The sequence below is a fragment of the Stutzerimonas stutzeri genome (genome assembly GCF_024448715.1).
Taxonomy (GTDB): Bacteria; Pseudomonadota; Gammaproteobacteria; order Pseudomonadales; family Pseudomonadaceae; genus Stutzerimonas; species Stutzerimonas stutzeri_AR.
The window spans coordinates 207,202-222,924 of the sequence record NZ_JAMOHZ010000002.1 but is presented as its reverse complement, the minus strand read 5'-3'; the positions used below and the strand labels follow the sequence as shown (position 1 = coordinate 222,924).

General features: G+C 55.0%; 10 protein-coding genes and 1 pseudogene. 5 read left to right on the top strand and 6 right to left on the bottom strand.

Annotation, left to right across the window (positions count from 1 at the left end):
* Positions 1-167: 167 nt before the first annotated feature.
* The 3 genes from NAV33_RS04520 to NAV33_RS04510 are packed head-to-tail and all read right to left on the bottom strand — an operon-like array spanning position 168 to position 6,018.
* Positions 168-3,338, bottom strand: coding sequence for a CusA/CzcA family heavy metal efflux RND transporter (locus tag NAV33_RS04520; RefSeq protein ID WP_015275576.1), 3,171 nt, complete (start codon positions 3,336-3,338; stop codon positions 168-170).
* A 17-nt stretch (positions 3,339-3,355) separates the two neighbouring features.
* Positions 3,356-4,702, bottom strand: coding sequence for an efflux RND transporter periplasmic adaptor subunit (locus NAV33_RS04515; protein ID WP_015275575.1), 1,347 nt, complete (start codon positions 4,700-4,702; stop codon positions 3,356-3,358).
* 8 nt (positions 4,703-4,710) lie between these two features.
* Positions 4,711-6,018: a TolC family protein gene (locus tag NAV33_RS04510; protein ID WP_008569960.1), complete on the bottom strand. Its 1,308-nt coding sequence runs from the start codon at positions 6,016-6,018 to the stop codon at positions 4,711-4,713.
* 839 nt (positions 6,019-6,857) lie between these two features.
* Here NAV33_RS04510 and NAV33_RS04505 point away from each other — a divergent pair.
* From NAV33_RS04505 to NAV33_RS04495, 3 genes are all read left to right on the top strand, one after another.
* Entirely contained in the window at positions 6,858-8,177 is a 1,320-nt protein-coding gene (locus tag NAV33_RS04505; RefSeq protein WP_014822255.1) for an OprD family porin, read from the top strand.
* A gap of 320 nt (positions 8,178-8,497) precedes the next feature.
* Entirely contained in the window at positions 8,498-9,172 is a 675-nt protein-coding gene (locus NAV33_RS04500) for a heavy metal response regulator transcription factor (protein WP_008569962.1), read from the top strand.
* Entirely contained in the window at positions 9,169-10,542 is a 1,374-nt protein-coding gene (locus NAV33_RS04495; RefSeq protein ID WP_003292663.1) for a heavy metal sensor histidine kinase, read from the top strand. Before NAV33_RS04500 ends, NAV33_RS04495 begins: the two co-directional genes overlap by 4 nt.
* A gap of 122 nt (positions 10,543-10,664) precedes the next feature.
* Here the strand turns inward: NAV33_RS04495 and cadR are convergent, their stop codons facing one another.
* Positions 10,665-11,069: a Cd(II)/Pb(II)-responsive transcriptional regulator gene (gene cadR, locus NAV33_RS04490; protein ID WP_003292662.1), complete on the bottom strand. Its 405-nt coding sequence runs from the start codon at positions 11,067-11,069 to the stop codon at positions 10,665-10,667.
* Between the two features lie 92 nt (positions 11,070-11,161).
* On the opposite strand from cadR, the gene NAV33_RS04485 reads away from it, so the two are divergent.
* A complete protein-coding gene (locus NAV33_RS04485; protein ID WP_021210268.1) occupies positions 11,162-12,052 on the top strand; it encodes a cation transporter in 891 nt (296 codons plus the stop codon).
* 193 nt (positions 12,053-12,245) lie between these two features.
* On the opposite strand, the pseudogene NAV33_RS04480 reads toward NAV33_RS04485, so the two are convergent.
* Positions 12,246-12,371: pseudogene (locus tag NAV33_RS04480) on the bottom strand (arsenic resistance protein); the annotation flags it as partial.
* A gap of 34 nt (positions 12,372-12,405) precedes the next feature.
* Complete coding sequence (locus NAV33_RS04475; RefSeq protein ID WP_036998676.1) at positions 12,406-13,038, bottom strand: HAD family hydrolase; 633 nt, start codon at positions 13,036-13,038, stop codon at positions 12,406-12,408.
* A 307-nt stretch (positions 13,039-13,345) separates the two neighbouring features.
* Between NAV33_RS04475 and NAV33_RS04470 the strand changes: the two genes are divergently transcribed.
* Positions 13,346-15,709, top strand: coding sequence for a heavy metal translocating P-type ATPase (locus tag NAV33_RS04470; RefSeq protein WP_255977365.1), 2,364 nt, complete (start codon positions 13,346-13,348; stop codon positions 15,707-15,709).
* Positions 15,710-15,723 lie beyond the last annotated feature (14 nt).

Here is a 15,723-nt window from a genome sequence, read left to right as displayed (position 1 = left end):
ACGCACTAAGCGCTGAGCAATTTTTTATTTACCGCTTAGATGCATCAGACTGCGCCACAAAGGCTGTGCTGTCCGCTGCGCCGCTAATGAAACTGCGCTCCGATAATTAACGCGCCCCGTTCTCGCTAGCTAGCAAGAACGGGGCGTTGTGTGCCGCCATCCAATCTCTAGCTTGTTCTGTCAGCGGCCAACGCGATTTCTTGCTCCTCCAATTCGTCTTCGCGTCGATGAGCCATCTGGTAGAGCAACGGCAAAACTAATAGCGTTAGCACCGTTGAGGAGAGAATCCCCCCGATCACCACCGTCGCAAGGGGACGTTGTACCTCTGCACCGGTACCCACATTCAAGGCCATTGGAACGAACCCGAGTGAAGCCACTAAGGCTGTCATCAATACCGGTCGTAGCCGGGTAAGGGCACCTTCGCGGATCGCAGTGTCCAGAGGTAAACCTTGCTCCCGTAGGCTACGGATGAAGGAGATCATTACCAGGCCATTTAGAACGGCGACGCCTGACAGAGCAATAAAGCCAACACCTGCTGAAATGGACAATGGGATATCTCTGAGCCACAGCGCAACAATGCCTCCGGTGAGCGCAAATGGAATCCCTGTAAAGACCAACAAACCGTCTTTGACATTGTTGAACATCATGAAAAGCAGAATGAAGACCAGGAGCAGCGCCACGGGGACGACAATCTGCAGCCGCTTCGTTGCCGATTCAAGCTGCTCAAAGGTACCGCCCCAGTCGATCCAATAACCTGCCGGGATATCTACCTGGGCCTGGATTTTCTGTTCTGCCTCAGATACGAATGATCCAATGTCACGACCACGGACGTTTGCACTGACGACAATTCGCCGTTTCCCTTCTTCTCTACTGATCTGATTCGGACCGGGGGCCAAATCCAGGGTGGCCACCTCGCCGAGGGGGATATAACTTATGGTGCTGTTTAATTCCCTTGGAAGGGCAATTGGAAGCCGCTCAATTGCGGCGAGATCGCTGCGTATCTCGTCCGGTAAACGAACCACGATATCGAAACGCCGATCTCCTTGAAACAAGGTGCCTGCCTCTCGGCCACCGATAGCTACTGCAACCGCTTGCTGGACGGTATCTAGACTCAGGCCGTATCGTGCGATCTGATCGCGATCGATATCAATCGTGAGCATGGGAAGGCCAGTCGTCTGCTCGACCGTAACCTCTGAAGCGCCTGGTACTTGTCCTAGCACCTCGGATACTTCCGCCGCCGTGCTGTTAAGAACGTCCATGTCATCACCATAGATTTTCACGGCTACCGCGGCACGAACTCCGGAAATCAGCTCGTTGAAACGCAGCTGAATCGGCTGGGAAAACTCGTAGTTATTGCCCGGCAACTCAGCGGCGGATGCTTGCACCTCGCTTAAGAGCTGATTACGCGACTTGCCTGGATCCGGCCACTGTTCTTGTGGCTTCAGCATGACGTACCCGTCAGAGATATTTGGAGGCATAGCATCCGATGCCACTTCCGCAGTGCCAGTTCGCGCAAATATGCGTTCAATCTCCGGAAACTCATCCATAAGCTTTCGCTCCAGCTGCTGCTGCATCTCTACAGACTGACTAAGACTGGTAGCTGGTACACGAAGGGCTTGGATAGCGAAGTCTCCCTCGTTGAGGCTAGGCACGAATTCACTGCCCATACGTGACCCTACGAGGCCAGAAAGTATGACTACAACTACCGCAAAGGTGAGCACTGCTGGCTTGTTGGCCATTACCGCATCGAGCGCAGGTGCGTAGGCCCGTTTAGCATTGCGGATTAGAAAGTTTTCCTTTTCCGTAACCCGCTTACCGATAAAGAGCGCAACGGCCGCCGGGACGAACGTCACCGAAAGGATTATCGCCCCGAATAGCGCTGTCACTACGGTAAACGCCATGGGCGTGAACATCTTACCTTCTACCCCTGTAAGGGCGAATATCGGCAGATACACGATCATAATGATCAGCTGCCCATACAATAGAGGCCGACGCACTTCCTTTGCCGCAGCGAATACTTCATGAAGCCGTTCGGACAGTGTTAATGCCCGTCCGTGATGGGACTGAGCGTGTGCAAGTCGACGCACGCAGTTCTCAACAATCACCACGGCTCCATCGATAATGATGCCGAAATCCAATGCGCCTAGGCTCATCAGGTTGGCGCTGACCTGATTGGCTACCATGCCGGTGAACGTGAAGAGCATAGAAAGCGGTATCACAAGCGCGGTTAGGATCGCCGCCCGGATATTGCCTAAGAAGAGAAAAAGTATAACCACAACAAGAATGGCACCCTCAGTGAGGTTCTTCTTAACGGTGGATATAGCTTTGTCTACGAGTACAGTTCGATCGTAGACAGTAATTGCCTTTACGCCTTCCGGAAGCGAAAGGTTTATCTCTTTCATCTTGTCGTCGACAGCCCTTGAAACTACTCGGCTATTTTCACCGATAAGCATGAAGGCCGTACCTAGTACCACTTCGCGGCCATTCTCGGTGGCTGCGCCAGTGCGGAGCTCCTTTCCAACCTCGACCGTCGCAACGTCGCGGATACGCACTGGGGTACCGTCAACGTTGCTAATAAGGGTATCGCGGATGTCCTCCACAGACTGCATTTGCCCTGGAGCGCGAACAAGATACTGCTCGCCGCGCTTTTCAATATATCCGGCACCTAGATTGTTATTGTTTTGCTCAACCGCCTCGATCAAATCTTGTAGTGTTAGTCCAAACGACCGCAAAGTGTCTGGGTTGGGGGCGATCTGATATTCCTTTGCATATCCTCCGATCGTATTGATCTCAGTAACACCAGGTACATTTCGGACTTGCGGTTTGATGATCCAATCTTGAATCTCACGCAAGTCAGCAGGGGTATACGGCGTACCGTCCGATTTGGTGGCACCTTCCTCAGCTTCAACCGTCCAAAAATAGATTTCGCCAAGCCCAGTGGAAATAGGGCCAAGTGTTGGAGTGACGCCATCTGGGAGCTGATCTTTGGCCCCTCCCAGGCGCTCGTTCACAAGTTGGCGGGCAAAATAGATGTCAGTGCCTTCCTCAAAAATAACTGTGATCTGAGAAAGTCCATATCGAGACAAGGATCGTGTCTGCTCGAGCTTGGGCAGCCCAGCCATTACCGTCTCGAGCGGGTAGGTAATACGCTGCTCCACTTCCAGCGGGGAATAACCTGGCGCCGCAGTGTTGATTTGCACCTGTACGTTGGTGATATCCGGGACAGCATCGATAGGCAGCTTTTGGTAGCTGTAAGCTCCTAACGCTGCCATGCCAAGCACGGCTAGCATAACCAACCAGCGATGCTCGATAGAAAAACGAATGATACGTTCGAACACGATTCTATAACTCCGTATCAGTGAGCATGCGAGGCGCTGGCTTTGCCAAGCTCGGACTTGATGATGAAGCTGTTATCCAAGGCATAGCGCGCTCCGGGCTGGAGGCCTTCCTTGATTTCGACCGCGTCACTATCGCTGCGGCCACTCACGATTGGCTGAGCAGCAAAGCCATGGTCGGTCCGTACAAACACCACCGGCTTTTCTTCCAATGTGTGGATCGCATCAGGACTTACTGCGACTGGCACGGATGCTTCGCCAGCGCCTACCTGCACTTTGACGAACAGGCCGGGGCGCCAAACCCCTTCAGGGTTGGGAAGTGTGACCCGGGCGGTAGCGGCGCGGCTTTGCTGACCAACAAGTGAGCCGACATAAGAAACGGTTCCATTGGCACTGGACTCGAATGCTGTGGCCTCGATAACGGCATTGCTGCCTACTCGTACCGCGCTGAGTGCATTGGCAGGAACGCTGATATCTGCCCACACGGTGGAGAGATCGGAAATGATGAATATCTGGTCATCGGTATTGACTGACTCACCGAGCGTGATGTCCTTCTCAACGATCATCCCATCGAACGGCGCCCTGAGTTCGTAGCGGCTCAATGCGTCTGGCTTGCCAGCATCACTGCCAAGCGCTTGTAGCTGTGCGTTTGCATTCGCAACAGTCAGCTCTGCTTCCCGTAAAGCCTGTTGTGCCTGTAAATAATCCTGTTCCGCAGAAATACGCTCTTCCCATAGCTCCTTTTCGCGTCGATAGGTTTTTTGAGCCAATGCAAGACGTTTTTGCGCCGCGTAGAACTCGCTTCTACGTTCCGACAGGTCTGTACTCGCGATCACAGCAAGTACTTGCCCCTGTTTCACCTGTTCGCCCAAATCGACTTTGACCGCTTCAACGACACCTGAGAGACGAGGCACAACTTGCGCTGTGCGGTCTTGGTTGAATGTAATTTCGCCAGGCAGCTCAATTGCGCTTTTTATCTTTGCGGGCTGAGCAGTTGCCAGTGAGATGCCGGCGGCTAGGATTTGTGTCTCTGAGAGTTCTACCTCTGCTGTTTCAGTATGCTCCGCTCCCTCGGGCTCATCTTCATGCTCATCTTTCTCTGCCGCACCGACCTCGTGATCGCTATCGGCGCCTCCTTCATCATGGCCATGATCTCCTTCGGCTTCTGCATCCTCATCCGAATGCCCTTCATCCTCATGCTCCGATTCGTCACCATGCTCGCTATGTGCGTCGCCCGCATCGGGCACAGCTGGACTACTGCGAAGAAGCAATCCGCCAAGCATAAGTGCCACGCTTAATATGACGACGATCCAAAAAATCTGCTTCTTGTGACCAGCCAAGGAAGATGTATTCGATTTACTTTTCATATGGATTCCTATGGCTGAGTGGCCGAGGTGATAACGGCCGACCCATCTCCGACAATTCGCGAGATTTCTGCCGCCGCCTGGTTAGCTTGTGATAGCGCAGACAGATACTGAGATCGGGCTTGGAAAAGCGTGCGTTGAGCATCCAGTACGTCAAGGAACGTGAATTTTCCAAGTTCGAACCCCTTGCTGGCAGCTTCATAAGCGCTTTGGGCACTGGGGAGCATATCGTTGCGCAACAGTTCAAACTGCTGGCGAGCAGTGCGCAGCCGCATGTGCGCTTGGGAAAGTTCGCTTTTCAGGCGTATATGGACGGCGTTGAGCTCGTCCTGCGCCTGGTAGGCCCGTTCCTGCGCTGCTCCGATGTTGCCTTGGTTTCGATCAAACAACGGCAGGGGCATCGAGATACTCACCAATCCCAGCGTGCCGTTATATTCATCTGAGCGTTGGGCACCTACGCTAACCGTCACGTTAGAAAAGCGATTCGTCCTTTCCAGCTTTAACGCAGCCCGACGTCTTTCAGCCTCCCGACGCGCGCGGGTTAGTTGGGCGGAATCGTTCAAACGGCTATAAAGCTCAGCTAGCTCGGGAAGAGGAGGCACTGCCTCTGCCGGCTCTTTTACTCGCTCAAAGCGTGGCTGTGGATTTCCCCAGTTGGCCGCCAGCCGAGTGCGCGCAGCTTCGAGTTCAGCTGTGGCCTGGGCAAGCTCTACTTGCACTCCAGTAGCCGCAACCCGCGCCCGGGTTTCCTCTACGGGAGAAACCATGCCGGCCCTCACACGTCGATTGGCCACGTTCACTGCTTGCTTCGCAAGCTTTGAAGCAGCCTGAGCGAGGTCCAGCCGTTCTTGAGCAGTAAGCACATCGTAGTACGCGCCCATCACTGCCCCCCTCAGTCGAGCTTGGGCGTCCTGTAGGTCAGCAGCTGCTACGTCCAAGGCTCGTTGCGCCGCCTCAATACGAGCCGAACGTTTACCACCCAGCTCTATTTCTTGGCTCAGTTCAAGCGTGGTCTCCGGGGCATCGCCCCGGATTCCCTCCTGGCTAGCGGACAATATTGGATTCGGACGTGCTCCGGCTTGGCTAATTAATGCGCGAGAAGCAGCCAGCTCACGTCTTGCAACAGCCAGTTCAGGGCTTGCAGAGCTAGCGAGTTCCAAGGCGCGTAGAAAGCTTATGGATTCGACAGACTCAACGGGGAATGTATTTGACACACCGACAGGTAAGGTCTGTGTGAAGGTCGGCAACTCTAAGGGTTGCGCAAAGGCGAGATTGCACGACAACGTCGTCAACCCCAGCGAGAAAAGAGCTTTTCGCACCGAAATCTCCTAAAAAAAGGGAAGGTTCGGTGAGACGTCAGATACAGATAAATGGCGCTTACTGGTTACTTTGGCGTCCCACCGGTTTTGCACCGATGCGCCAATTAGGTTTCTCAGGACGCCCCGCTTCAGCCGATGCGTAGCTAGCAGAAGGAAACGGTTTCAAGCTCATTGATAATACCGAACCAGGACAGATCCCTTTCGTTATAAGCGGCTTGATATGGTCGCCATGAAAGACACAGTCTCCATCCAGACTGATTTTTTTTGCGGCTTTTGACGATCCTTCCTCGTCAGTACCCAGAGACTCGTGCGGATGTTCGTGATGTCCAAGATGATTTGCTGCCGAACCATCCTCATGACTGCAGCTCGTGCTAACAACTGCCCATGATGATTGCAATGGGAACAAGGCTAGCAACATCAGCAAAACTATTTTTCTCATCCAAGGCAAAACGATGACTTCCTGGTTTAGATGTCGAATCCAATCATAAGAACTACCCCCGCCAAGACGCGAAACACATGCGCCTCTACTGCGATAGTGATTCGCCCTGAATTTAGTAGACAAATACACGAAAGCGTTTTTATCAGCCTTGCCAAGCCGGCGAGATAGCTGATGGCTATGGGGTGGTGACTTTAAATAAGTGTGGATAACGACCTGGTGACCGCAACATTACAAATCTGTAATCGAAGGAGTGCGCGATTGGGCTTCCTCAGATTACAAAATAGTCATTTGCCGCTAATCCTGCCGTCATCTCTAGGGGAAGAACATGGCCAAGCGCTAAAAACAAAAAGGCGAAAGGCGTCATTCGAGCACTGACCTGCCGTACATAAGGAGCATCATCATGAGCAAAAAGGCCGTTTTTTCGCTGACAGCCCTTTCACTGGCATTGGGCAGCGCCCCGGTCTTTGCCCAATCGGAAACAGCCGAGGGCTTCATCGAAGGCAGCACGCTATCGCTGATAAATCGCAACTTCTATTTCAATCGGGATTTTCGCGACGGTGAGAGTGCCGCCGGCAATGGCTACTCCGAGGAATGGGCCCACGGATTGATGGCCTTCTTCGAGTCCGGATATACCCAAGGCTCGGTAGGGATTGGCTTCGACGCTTTCGCCATGCTCGGCCTCAAGCTCGACTCCGGTTCGGGGCGCTCCGGTGTGGGCGGCAGCATCGACCTGCTTCCCCACGACAGCGCTGGCGATCCTGAGGATGACTTCACACGGGTGGGGGGCGCGGTGAAAGCACGCTTGCTGGACACCGAGATCAAGGCCGGCGATGTATTTCCCACTACACCTGTCGTGCACTTCGGCGACTCTCGGCTGCTGCCGGAGTCTTTCAAGGGTGTCACCGTTGTGAACAACTCGCTGGACGACCTCACCCTTCAGGGAGGCCGCTTGCACGCGATGAGCCAGCCCAACACCAGTAACATGAACGAAGACTTCGTCACCTTCTACGGCGGGGGCGTAGACGCGCCTTGGCTCGGCTACGCAGGCGGTGACTACAGCGTGAATGAAAATATCAGTCTTAGCCTGTACACCAGCCGCCTCAAAGATGCCTGGAACCAGCATTACTTCGGTGCGTCGGCCACCTATCCGCTCTCCGATATCGTCGCGCTGCTGGCCAGCTTCAACTATTACAAGGCAACCGACGAAGGCCGTGAGTTGCTGGGCGAGTTCAACAACAACATCTGGAGCTCCAGCCTGGGTGTCGCCTTCGGCGCGCACACCGTCACGGCGTCGTATCAGCGAAACAACGGTAACAACGACTTTGACTACTTGCGCCAGGCGGACTCGATCTACCTGAACAACTCCATTCAGTACAGTGATTTCAACTCACCTAAAGAGCAGTCCTGGATGCTGCGCTACGACCTGAACATGGCGGAGTACGGCATACCCGGGCTTACTTTCATGACCCGCTACGCCCGCGGTTGGGGCGCCGATTACAGCAACGCGAACGAGGTGTACATGCGCCAAGACGATAACGGTGCGCCGCTGACGGGACAGAACCGCTGGGAACGCGACGTCGAAGCCCGCTACGTTGTACAGACTGGCTCTCTCAAGGATTTGTCTCTGCGGGTGCGCCAGGCTACCACGCGGGCGACTGCTTTCGAGTCCGACCTCGATGAGGTCCGATTCATCGCCGAGTACCCTCTCTCGATCTTGTGAAACACCATGAGCAACACCACATCTTCTTTAGTTTTGCTCCCTTGGTTTGAAGATGTGTTTCAGGCGCCCATCAGGGCGCCTTTTTTCGTTTGGTGCACCCGCTCGCGCTGCGGGTCAACCAAATGACCGGTAGATTACAAATTCGCAAGATAGCCCTCACAGGGCTTTTACCGCGTTAAAGTGCTTCCCGCTTCCCTGGGCAGATCTTTTCGCCTCTGCCTTTCACGCTAGAGCCAAGCCGCTTTCGTCTTGACCTAGTTACTACATGGATTTTTTTGGTTCCGCTTACCGCGCACCTCCTTGCCGAGTTACCTCAAAACATGCGCATCCTGGTTGTCGAAGACGAGATCAAAGCTGCGGAATACTTGCAGCAGGGTCTTATCGAATGTGGTTACTTGGTCGATTGCGTAAGTGATGGCCTCGATGGGTTTCACCTGGCACTGCAGAACGACTATGACATCGTGCTGCTAGATGTGAATCTGCCAACCATGGATGGGTGGGAGGTTCTCGAACTCATCAGGCGGCGTAAGCAGACACGCGTCATCATGCTGACTGCCAATGGCCGCTTAGAGCAAAAAGTCCGCGGCTTGGAATCGGGCGCCGACGACTATCTGGTCAAGCCGTTCCAGTTCCCCGAGCTGCTTGCCCGTATCCGGACACTGTTGCGGCGAGGCGAGGCAGTCACACTTCCGAGCAACCTGCGTGTAGCCGACCTCGAACTGGACCCGGCCCGGCATAGGGCTTACCGGAGCGGTCAGCGTATCGACCTCACCAGCAAAGAATTTGCGTTATTGCATCTGCTCATGCGCCGGACTGGCGAAGTCCTCACGCGTACGGAAATAACTGCCATGGTGTGGGACATCAATTTCGACTGCGATACCAATGTGGTGGATGTTGCGATTCGTCGCCTGCGGATGAAAGTGGACGAACCCTTCGGCGATCGCCTGATACACACCATCCGGGGTGTGGGCTACGTGCTGGAGGCGCGGCCTTGAAGCCACTCAGCCTCGCATCGCGTCTCGCGCTTCAAATCACACTGACCGGCGCCGCTTTGGTCGCGCTGCTGATTGCACTGAGCTACTGGGTACTGGTGCGCCAACTGGAACTGCGCGCCCAGGAGGAAGTGACGGCCAAGCTCTCTCAGATCGATCATGGACTCCTCGAAGACACCAAAGCCCGTATGGGCCGCTCCTGGCAACACGCATTGAGCGATACCGTACTCGGCCATGACAACCTTTCGATTACGGTCATCGGCGATACAGCGAAATCACCCATTTTCAGTATCGGCCGATTCGCCAATGCGCCGCAGCAGCTGGATCTCGTGAGCAGGGACGGCGACTATCTTGGCTGGACAACGAAAGATGGCGTGCAGATGCTAACCGGGCGCAAGCAAATCCAAGTCCCGGGACTGGCTCCAATGACGCTTTTACTTTCGCAAGATCGCAGTGCCGATCAACGGCTGGTGGCTGCATTCCTGCGCTCGGCCTTAGTGACCGTGCCGATGCTACTGATATTGATCGGATTGGCTGGATGGCTAATCGCCCAAAATGGCTTGCGGCCGCTTCGCAAGTTCCGGGCCTTGGCGACTAAGGTATCTACACAGGATCTATCACCTCGAATCCGCACCGATCGGCTTCCGCAAGAGCTCCAGGCATTGGCGCACAGCCTCAACGTAATGCTTCATCGACTCGATGACGGCGTTCAGCAACTGTCACAATTCTCGGACGATGTGGCTCATGAGTTAAAAACTCCGCTGAACAACCTGATAGGCAAGGCGCAGGTGACTTTGGTGCGTGAGCGAAGCAAGGAGCATTATCGGGAGGTGATCGAGTCGTCGGTTGAAGAACTCGAACGCATGGATCGAATCGTGTCAGACATGCTGTTTCTCGCCCAGGCCAGCCACGCCAGCCCAGCACTGAAGCTCGAACAATTATCTTTAGGAAGCGAGGCGAGGCGCGTATGTGAATACTTCGAAGTCCTTGCCGAAGAAGCGGGAGTCGCTACGACAGTAACGGGCGATGCCATGATTTTGGGAAATCGACTTATGGTCCAGCGGGCCATTTCCAACCTGCTATCCAACGCGCTGCGGCATTCAAATACTGGCAGTACGGTCGAACTTAAGATCCTTGAGGAGGACGTAGACATCGTCTCGCTGGCTGTCACCAATCATGGCGCGACTATCGAATCGGATCATCTCCCACATCTGTTCGACCGCTTTTACCGCGTTAACGGCATACAACCTCGCGGGGCAGGATTGGGGCTAGCGATTGTCCGCTCAGTGATGAACCTCCACAAAGGCCACGTGGCCGTCGCCAGCAAAGACGGTCGGACCACGTTTGAACTCACGTTTCCTCGGCAGGCCTGACTCAAAGTGATACCGCACGGAGACAGCCATCACTACGAAGGGGCAAAAACCACAGGGACAAACAACCATTTCGAGGGCATGCGCGTTGGCCGGGTAACCAGGCCCGCAAGCCCCAACGCCGTTCATTTAATGCATGCGTCCTCGCTAATTCCGGCGAGAATGCCGCAAGCCTCAACTTCCCGCCCATCGTTGCAATTAGCCCGCAGTGAAACGAGTTGTCGTTCGAGTGATTGCAGAGCGGTTATCTGGGATCTGACTTGAGAAATGTGATCATCGAGTAAGGCATTGACGGCCGTACAAGGCTGGCGAGGGTCATCCTGGTAGCTTTGGAGTGCGTGAATCTCTGGAAGTGACAGATTCAAGATTCGGCAGCGCCGGATGAAAGCTAGCCGCTCGCCATGCTTCTCGGTGTAGACACGATAGCCGTTCGCCTGGCGATCAGGCGGTGGCAACAAGCCCTGCTGCTCATAGAAGCGGATCGTCTGTGTATCAATCCCTATTAGCCTTGCTAACTGACCAATGCGCATCGTGTGAATCCTCATCGGCTCTGCGTTATTGACCTTATAGTAGCTATAAGGCTTTTAATGATCCCATCTTCGATTTCAAGTGGAGCCGTATCATGAGCAAGTCCGATGGTCCCTGCGGCTGCGATGCGACGCCAGCCGCTGATGCCGATGTGCAAAACCCTTCCGATACGACGGGGCAATGGGTCAGTGTTTACGCCGTGCCCAAGATGGATTGTCCATCAGAAGAGCGAATGATCCGCTTGGCGCTGAATGGTTTGGACGGAGTTCGGAAGCTGACTTTTGATCTGTCGGACCGTCGGTTAGATGTCATGCATGACAGTGCCGTTGAGCCCATAACCAAAAAGCTGGCGACGTTAGGGCTAGGCGCCACTCTTCAGAAAACTGTCGCGGCAGACCCAGAGATGATCAAAGCCGCCGAGAATCCGGCGAACTCTACACAGGAATCCCGCTCCCTACGTTTACTGCTAGGCATCAACGCCTTCATGTTCGTGGTAGAGATGACTGCTGGCCTGATCGCCAGGTCCGCAGGTCTGATTGCCGATTCGCTCGACATGTTCGCTGACGCGGCAGTGTACGGCCTGGCCCTTTATGCGGTTGGGCGCAGCGTCAATCTGCAGGTGCGTGCTGCACACCTTGCTGGTGTGCTCCAGCTGATTTTGGCCCTCGGCGTGCTCGTAGAGGTGGTCAGACGCTTTATATTCGGCAGCGAGCCCGAGTCGCTGATAATGATGGCCGTCGCGTTCCTGGCATTGCTCGCCAACACGGGTTGTTTGCTGCTGATTTCCAAACACCGGGAAGGTGGTGCTCACATGAAAGCGAGCTGGATATTCTCCGCCAATGATGTGGTCATCAACATGGGGGTTATAGTCGCCGGAGCGCTCGTCGCTTGGACTGGGTCAAACTACCCAGACCTGATTATCGGTACCGTTGTGGGATTCATCGTTCTAAACGGCGCTCGGCGTATTCTGGCGCTCAAGAGCTAAAGAAGCTCCCGTTACAGAAAAAGGCGTCGTCATGCCTCTAAGCCATCCGGGTCTAGCGGCGTCAGCTAAAACTGGCGACGCAGCTTTAGCCGTTAGCGGATGGTGGGTATTGTAGAACGTGGGCTGCAAAGTCCATCAGCGAGACGAAGCCGCACTGATCGGCTTTCCTTCACGCTGTTGGTGGTAGCCCCGCTTAACCAATCAGCTCTACGAATGCCTGAGTGATCACAACCGCTGCGGCCAATGCGCGAACGGACTTTGGGAGCGCCATCGTCAGGAAAAGCACTACAAGCGAGTTGTGAGTGCTTGAACTGAAGGCCGATAGCTGGAGGCGACCTCGATGTGCGCTAGTGCTACGTTCTAGTGACAGTCCCCGTGCCCAAAATGTGGTCTGCAAATTCGATCAGGCTAGCTAATCGGTCAGGACCACGGATGGCATCGCGCTGGAGGTGGAAGCCATGCATTCCCAGCCTTTCGGGACCGAACACATCGGCCTCCAATGTATCGCCGATCATTGCAATGGAAGACGCTTTGCAACCCAACCGCTTTAGCAGATGTTCGTAGATCGCTGGCTCCGGTTTGATCGCGCCCACCTCGAAGCTCCAGGCATAGGCGTCAAACTCAGGCAGTAGCAACTTGGCAGGTATGGCATAGGGGGTAGCCAAGTTGGAGCACAGCGCCACTTTCAGCCCCGCTCTCTTAAGGCTTTCCAGTGCCCGCAGGGCATCATCATAGGGACGCACGCTGGCCAGTTCCGCGTAGAGATCAAGCTCCAAAATAGCAAGCTCATCGTTACCTAGTTGTGTACCAAACAGGTCGGCGGCGCCGGCCAGCCCCAAGTTTCGTGTCATCAATGTCCTGGCATCATCGGCCCTAGGTTGACGACCTTGGCTGCGTACCTGTTTTAAGAGCTTGCGAAATGGCCGCCGTCGTTCACTGATTTGCAGGAGTGTGCCGTAGACATCAAAAATTACGGCTTCTATCAAAACAGAGCACCTGCGCTTAGGCTTTGCACGGTTCGGTATTCATTAAAAGAAAGCGGCCGGGCTTCGGATAAGGGAGGCATAGGCTAGGCCAGCAAGCGGTATTCGCGCGAGCTACTTTTTTCAGCAGCTCGCTTCAGCATTCGTACGACCTGACATACCGGAGAACCTGACAGAAATGTAATGGTTACTTCAGCCTTTGGTCAGGACGCTTTGCATATATTGGTTGTCGGACGCTGTAAGCATCGGAAAAACCACAAACGTCCCCGCAGTAGGCTGTTCGTTGCTAACCAATCCATAAGGAGCCCGCATGACCTCCTCGCATTGCCATCATCAGCCTGACCAAACGAAAGGCTCTGCAGGACTCACAGACCCCGTCTGCGGGATGAAGGTGAAAGAGGACAGCGAGCATCAAGAGCACTATCAGGGAAGCACTTACCGCTTCTGCAGCCAGGGTTGCCAGACCAAGTTTCGTTCTGATCCTGCTAGATATCTCACTGCACAGCAGGATCATAGGGCGTCGTCTCAGGCTTCTACGTCGGCGGCACAGAAGGCACCCGACGGTGATGTAACGACCGAGTACACCTGTCCAATGCACCCTGAGATTCGCCAAATGGGGCCAGGTGATTGCCCTATCTGCGGGATGTCATTAGAACCGCTGATCCCTGAACTCGACGAGGAGGAGAATCCCGAACTCAAGGACTTCTCGAAGCGATTCTGGTGGTCTCTGCCCCTGACCGTAGCAGTAACCCTGTTGGCAATGGCGGGACATGCGATACCGCTGTTTCACGGCGCTAGCCAGAACTGGGTTGAACTAGCCCTTACGACCCCGGTTGTCTTGTGGGCAGGTTGGCCATTTTTCGTGCGCGGTTTCGCATCAGTTAAGCATCGCAGCCCAAACATGTGGACGTTGATCGGGCTTGGCACAGGGGCTGCGTATATTTACAGCATCGTAGCAACCGTCTTACCGAGCATATTTCCAGAGTCATTCACTGTGGGCGGCCGGATAGGCGTTTACTACGAAGCCGCAGCGGTCATCATTTCACTGACGCTTTTAGGTCAGCTGCTCGAACTGAAGGCCCGCTCTCAGACATCTTCCGCAATCAAGTCCCTGCTTGGCTTATCACCCAAAACAGCTCGCCGTATCGCCAAGGATGGTTCCGAGGAGGACATCCCGCTCACACATGTTCACGAGGGCGACCATCTGCGCGTTCGTCCTGGTGAAAAGGTACCCGTTGATGGAGAGGTATTAGAGGGCGAGAGCGCCGTCGACGAGTCCATGCTTACGGGCGAGCCCGTCCCAGTGACGAAGCGAGCAGGCGATGCGCTCATCGGCGCGACGATGAACACGAGCGGCTCGCTTGTCATGCGAGCCACCAGGGTTGGCTCCGGGACTATGCTTTCACAAATCGTCCAGATGGTTGCGAATGCGCAACGCTCCAAAGCACCCATGCAGCGAATGGCAGACACGGTTGCAGGTTATTTCGTGCTGACGGTCATCGGTATCGCCTTGCTGACATTCTTTGCATGGGGCCTGTTCGGGCCTGACCAGGGCTGGGTATTCGGCCTGATCAATGCAGTTGCGGTTTTGATCATTGCTTGCCCTTGCGCACTTGGCCTGGCAACGCCTATGTCGATCATGGTTGCCACAGGCAAAGCGGCTGGAAGTGGAGTGCTTTTCAGAGACGCAGGCGCCATCGAAAATGTCCGTAAGGTAGACACGCTGATTGTCGATAAAACAGGAACCTTGACCGAGGGCCGACCTGTCTTCGATCGGGCCATAGGCGTCACGCCGTTTGACTCGCAGGAAGTCATCCGTTTGTCTGCCAGCTTGGATCAAGGTAGTGAGCATCCCCTAGCCCACGCGATCGTAGACCATGCCAGAAGCGAAGGTATCCAGCTGGCGAAGCCAGAGACCTTCGAGTCAGGGTCAGGGATCGGAGTCCGTGGTCTGGTGGAAGGCAAGCAGCTACAGCTAGGCAACACCGCGCTTATGGAAGATGCGGGTGTGAGCGTCGAGCCGTTGAAATATCAGGCAGAAAAAATGCGCGAGAGCGGTACCAGCATTGTTTACCTGGCTGTTGATGGGGCACTTGCCGGCTTGCTGGCCGTATCGGACCCAATCAAACCGACGTCCAAGGAAGCTGTAGCGCGGCTCCAAGCGGAGGGCGTGCAAGTCATCATGGCCACCGGCGACGGGCTTACCACTGCCCGCGCGGTGGCTCGTGAGCTATCGCTCGATGAGGTGCATGGCGAAGTGAAGCCGCAGGACAAGGAGGCGCTGGTGGTTAAGCTACAAGCCCTAGGTAAAGTAGTCGCCATGGCAGGCGACGGAATAAATGATGCGCCGGCGCTCGCCAGGGCTGATGTCGGCATAGCGATGGGCACGGGCACTGACGTCGCCATGAACAGCGCCCAAGTTACGCTCGTTAAAGGTGACCTGATGGGGATACTGCGCGCGCGCACGCTTTCGGTGGCGACGGTTCGCAATATGCGTCAGAACCTTCTGTTTGCCTTTATGTACAACGGGTTGAGCATCCCGATTGCCGCAGGTCTGCTCTATCCGTTCTTCGGACTGTTGCTGTCTCCGATGATTGCTGCCCTGGCCATGAGCCTCAGCTCAGCATCGGTTGTGTTCAACGCACTCCGGCTCCGTCAAACGCGTGTAGTTTGAAGCCTGTCGGCTTA

What these genes read in the sequence shown, in the direction of transcription:
- NAV33_RS04515 (WP_015275575.1), bottom strand. Translation starts at nt 4,702, where the DNA reads ATGAAAAGTAAATCGAATACATCTTCCTTGGCTGGTCACAAGAAGCAG.
- NAV33_RS04505 (WP_014822255.1), top strand. Translation starts at nt 6,858, where the DNA reads ATGAGCAAAAAGGCCGTTTTTTCGCTGACAGCCCTTTCACTGGCATTG.
- NAV33_RS04500 (WP_008569962.1), top strand. Translation starts at nt 8,498, where the DNA reads ATGCGCATCCTGGTTGTCGAAGACGAGATCAAAGCTGCGGAATACTTG.
- cadR (WP_003292662.1), bottom strand. Translation starts at nt 11,069, where the DNA reads ATGCGCATTGGTCAGTTAGCAAGGCTAATAGGGATTGATACACAGACG.
- NAV33_RS04485 (WP_021210268.1), top strand. Translation starts at nt 11,162, where the DNA reads ATGAGCAAGTCCGATGGTCCCTGCGGCTGCGATGCGACGCCAGCCGCT.
- NAV33_RS04470 (WP_255977365.1), top strand. Translation starts at nt 13,346, where the DNA reads ATGACCTCCTCGCATTGCCATCATCAGCCTGACCAAACGAAAGGCTCT.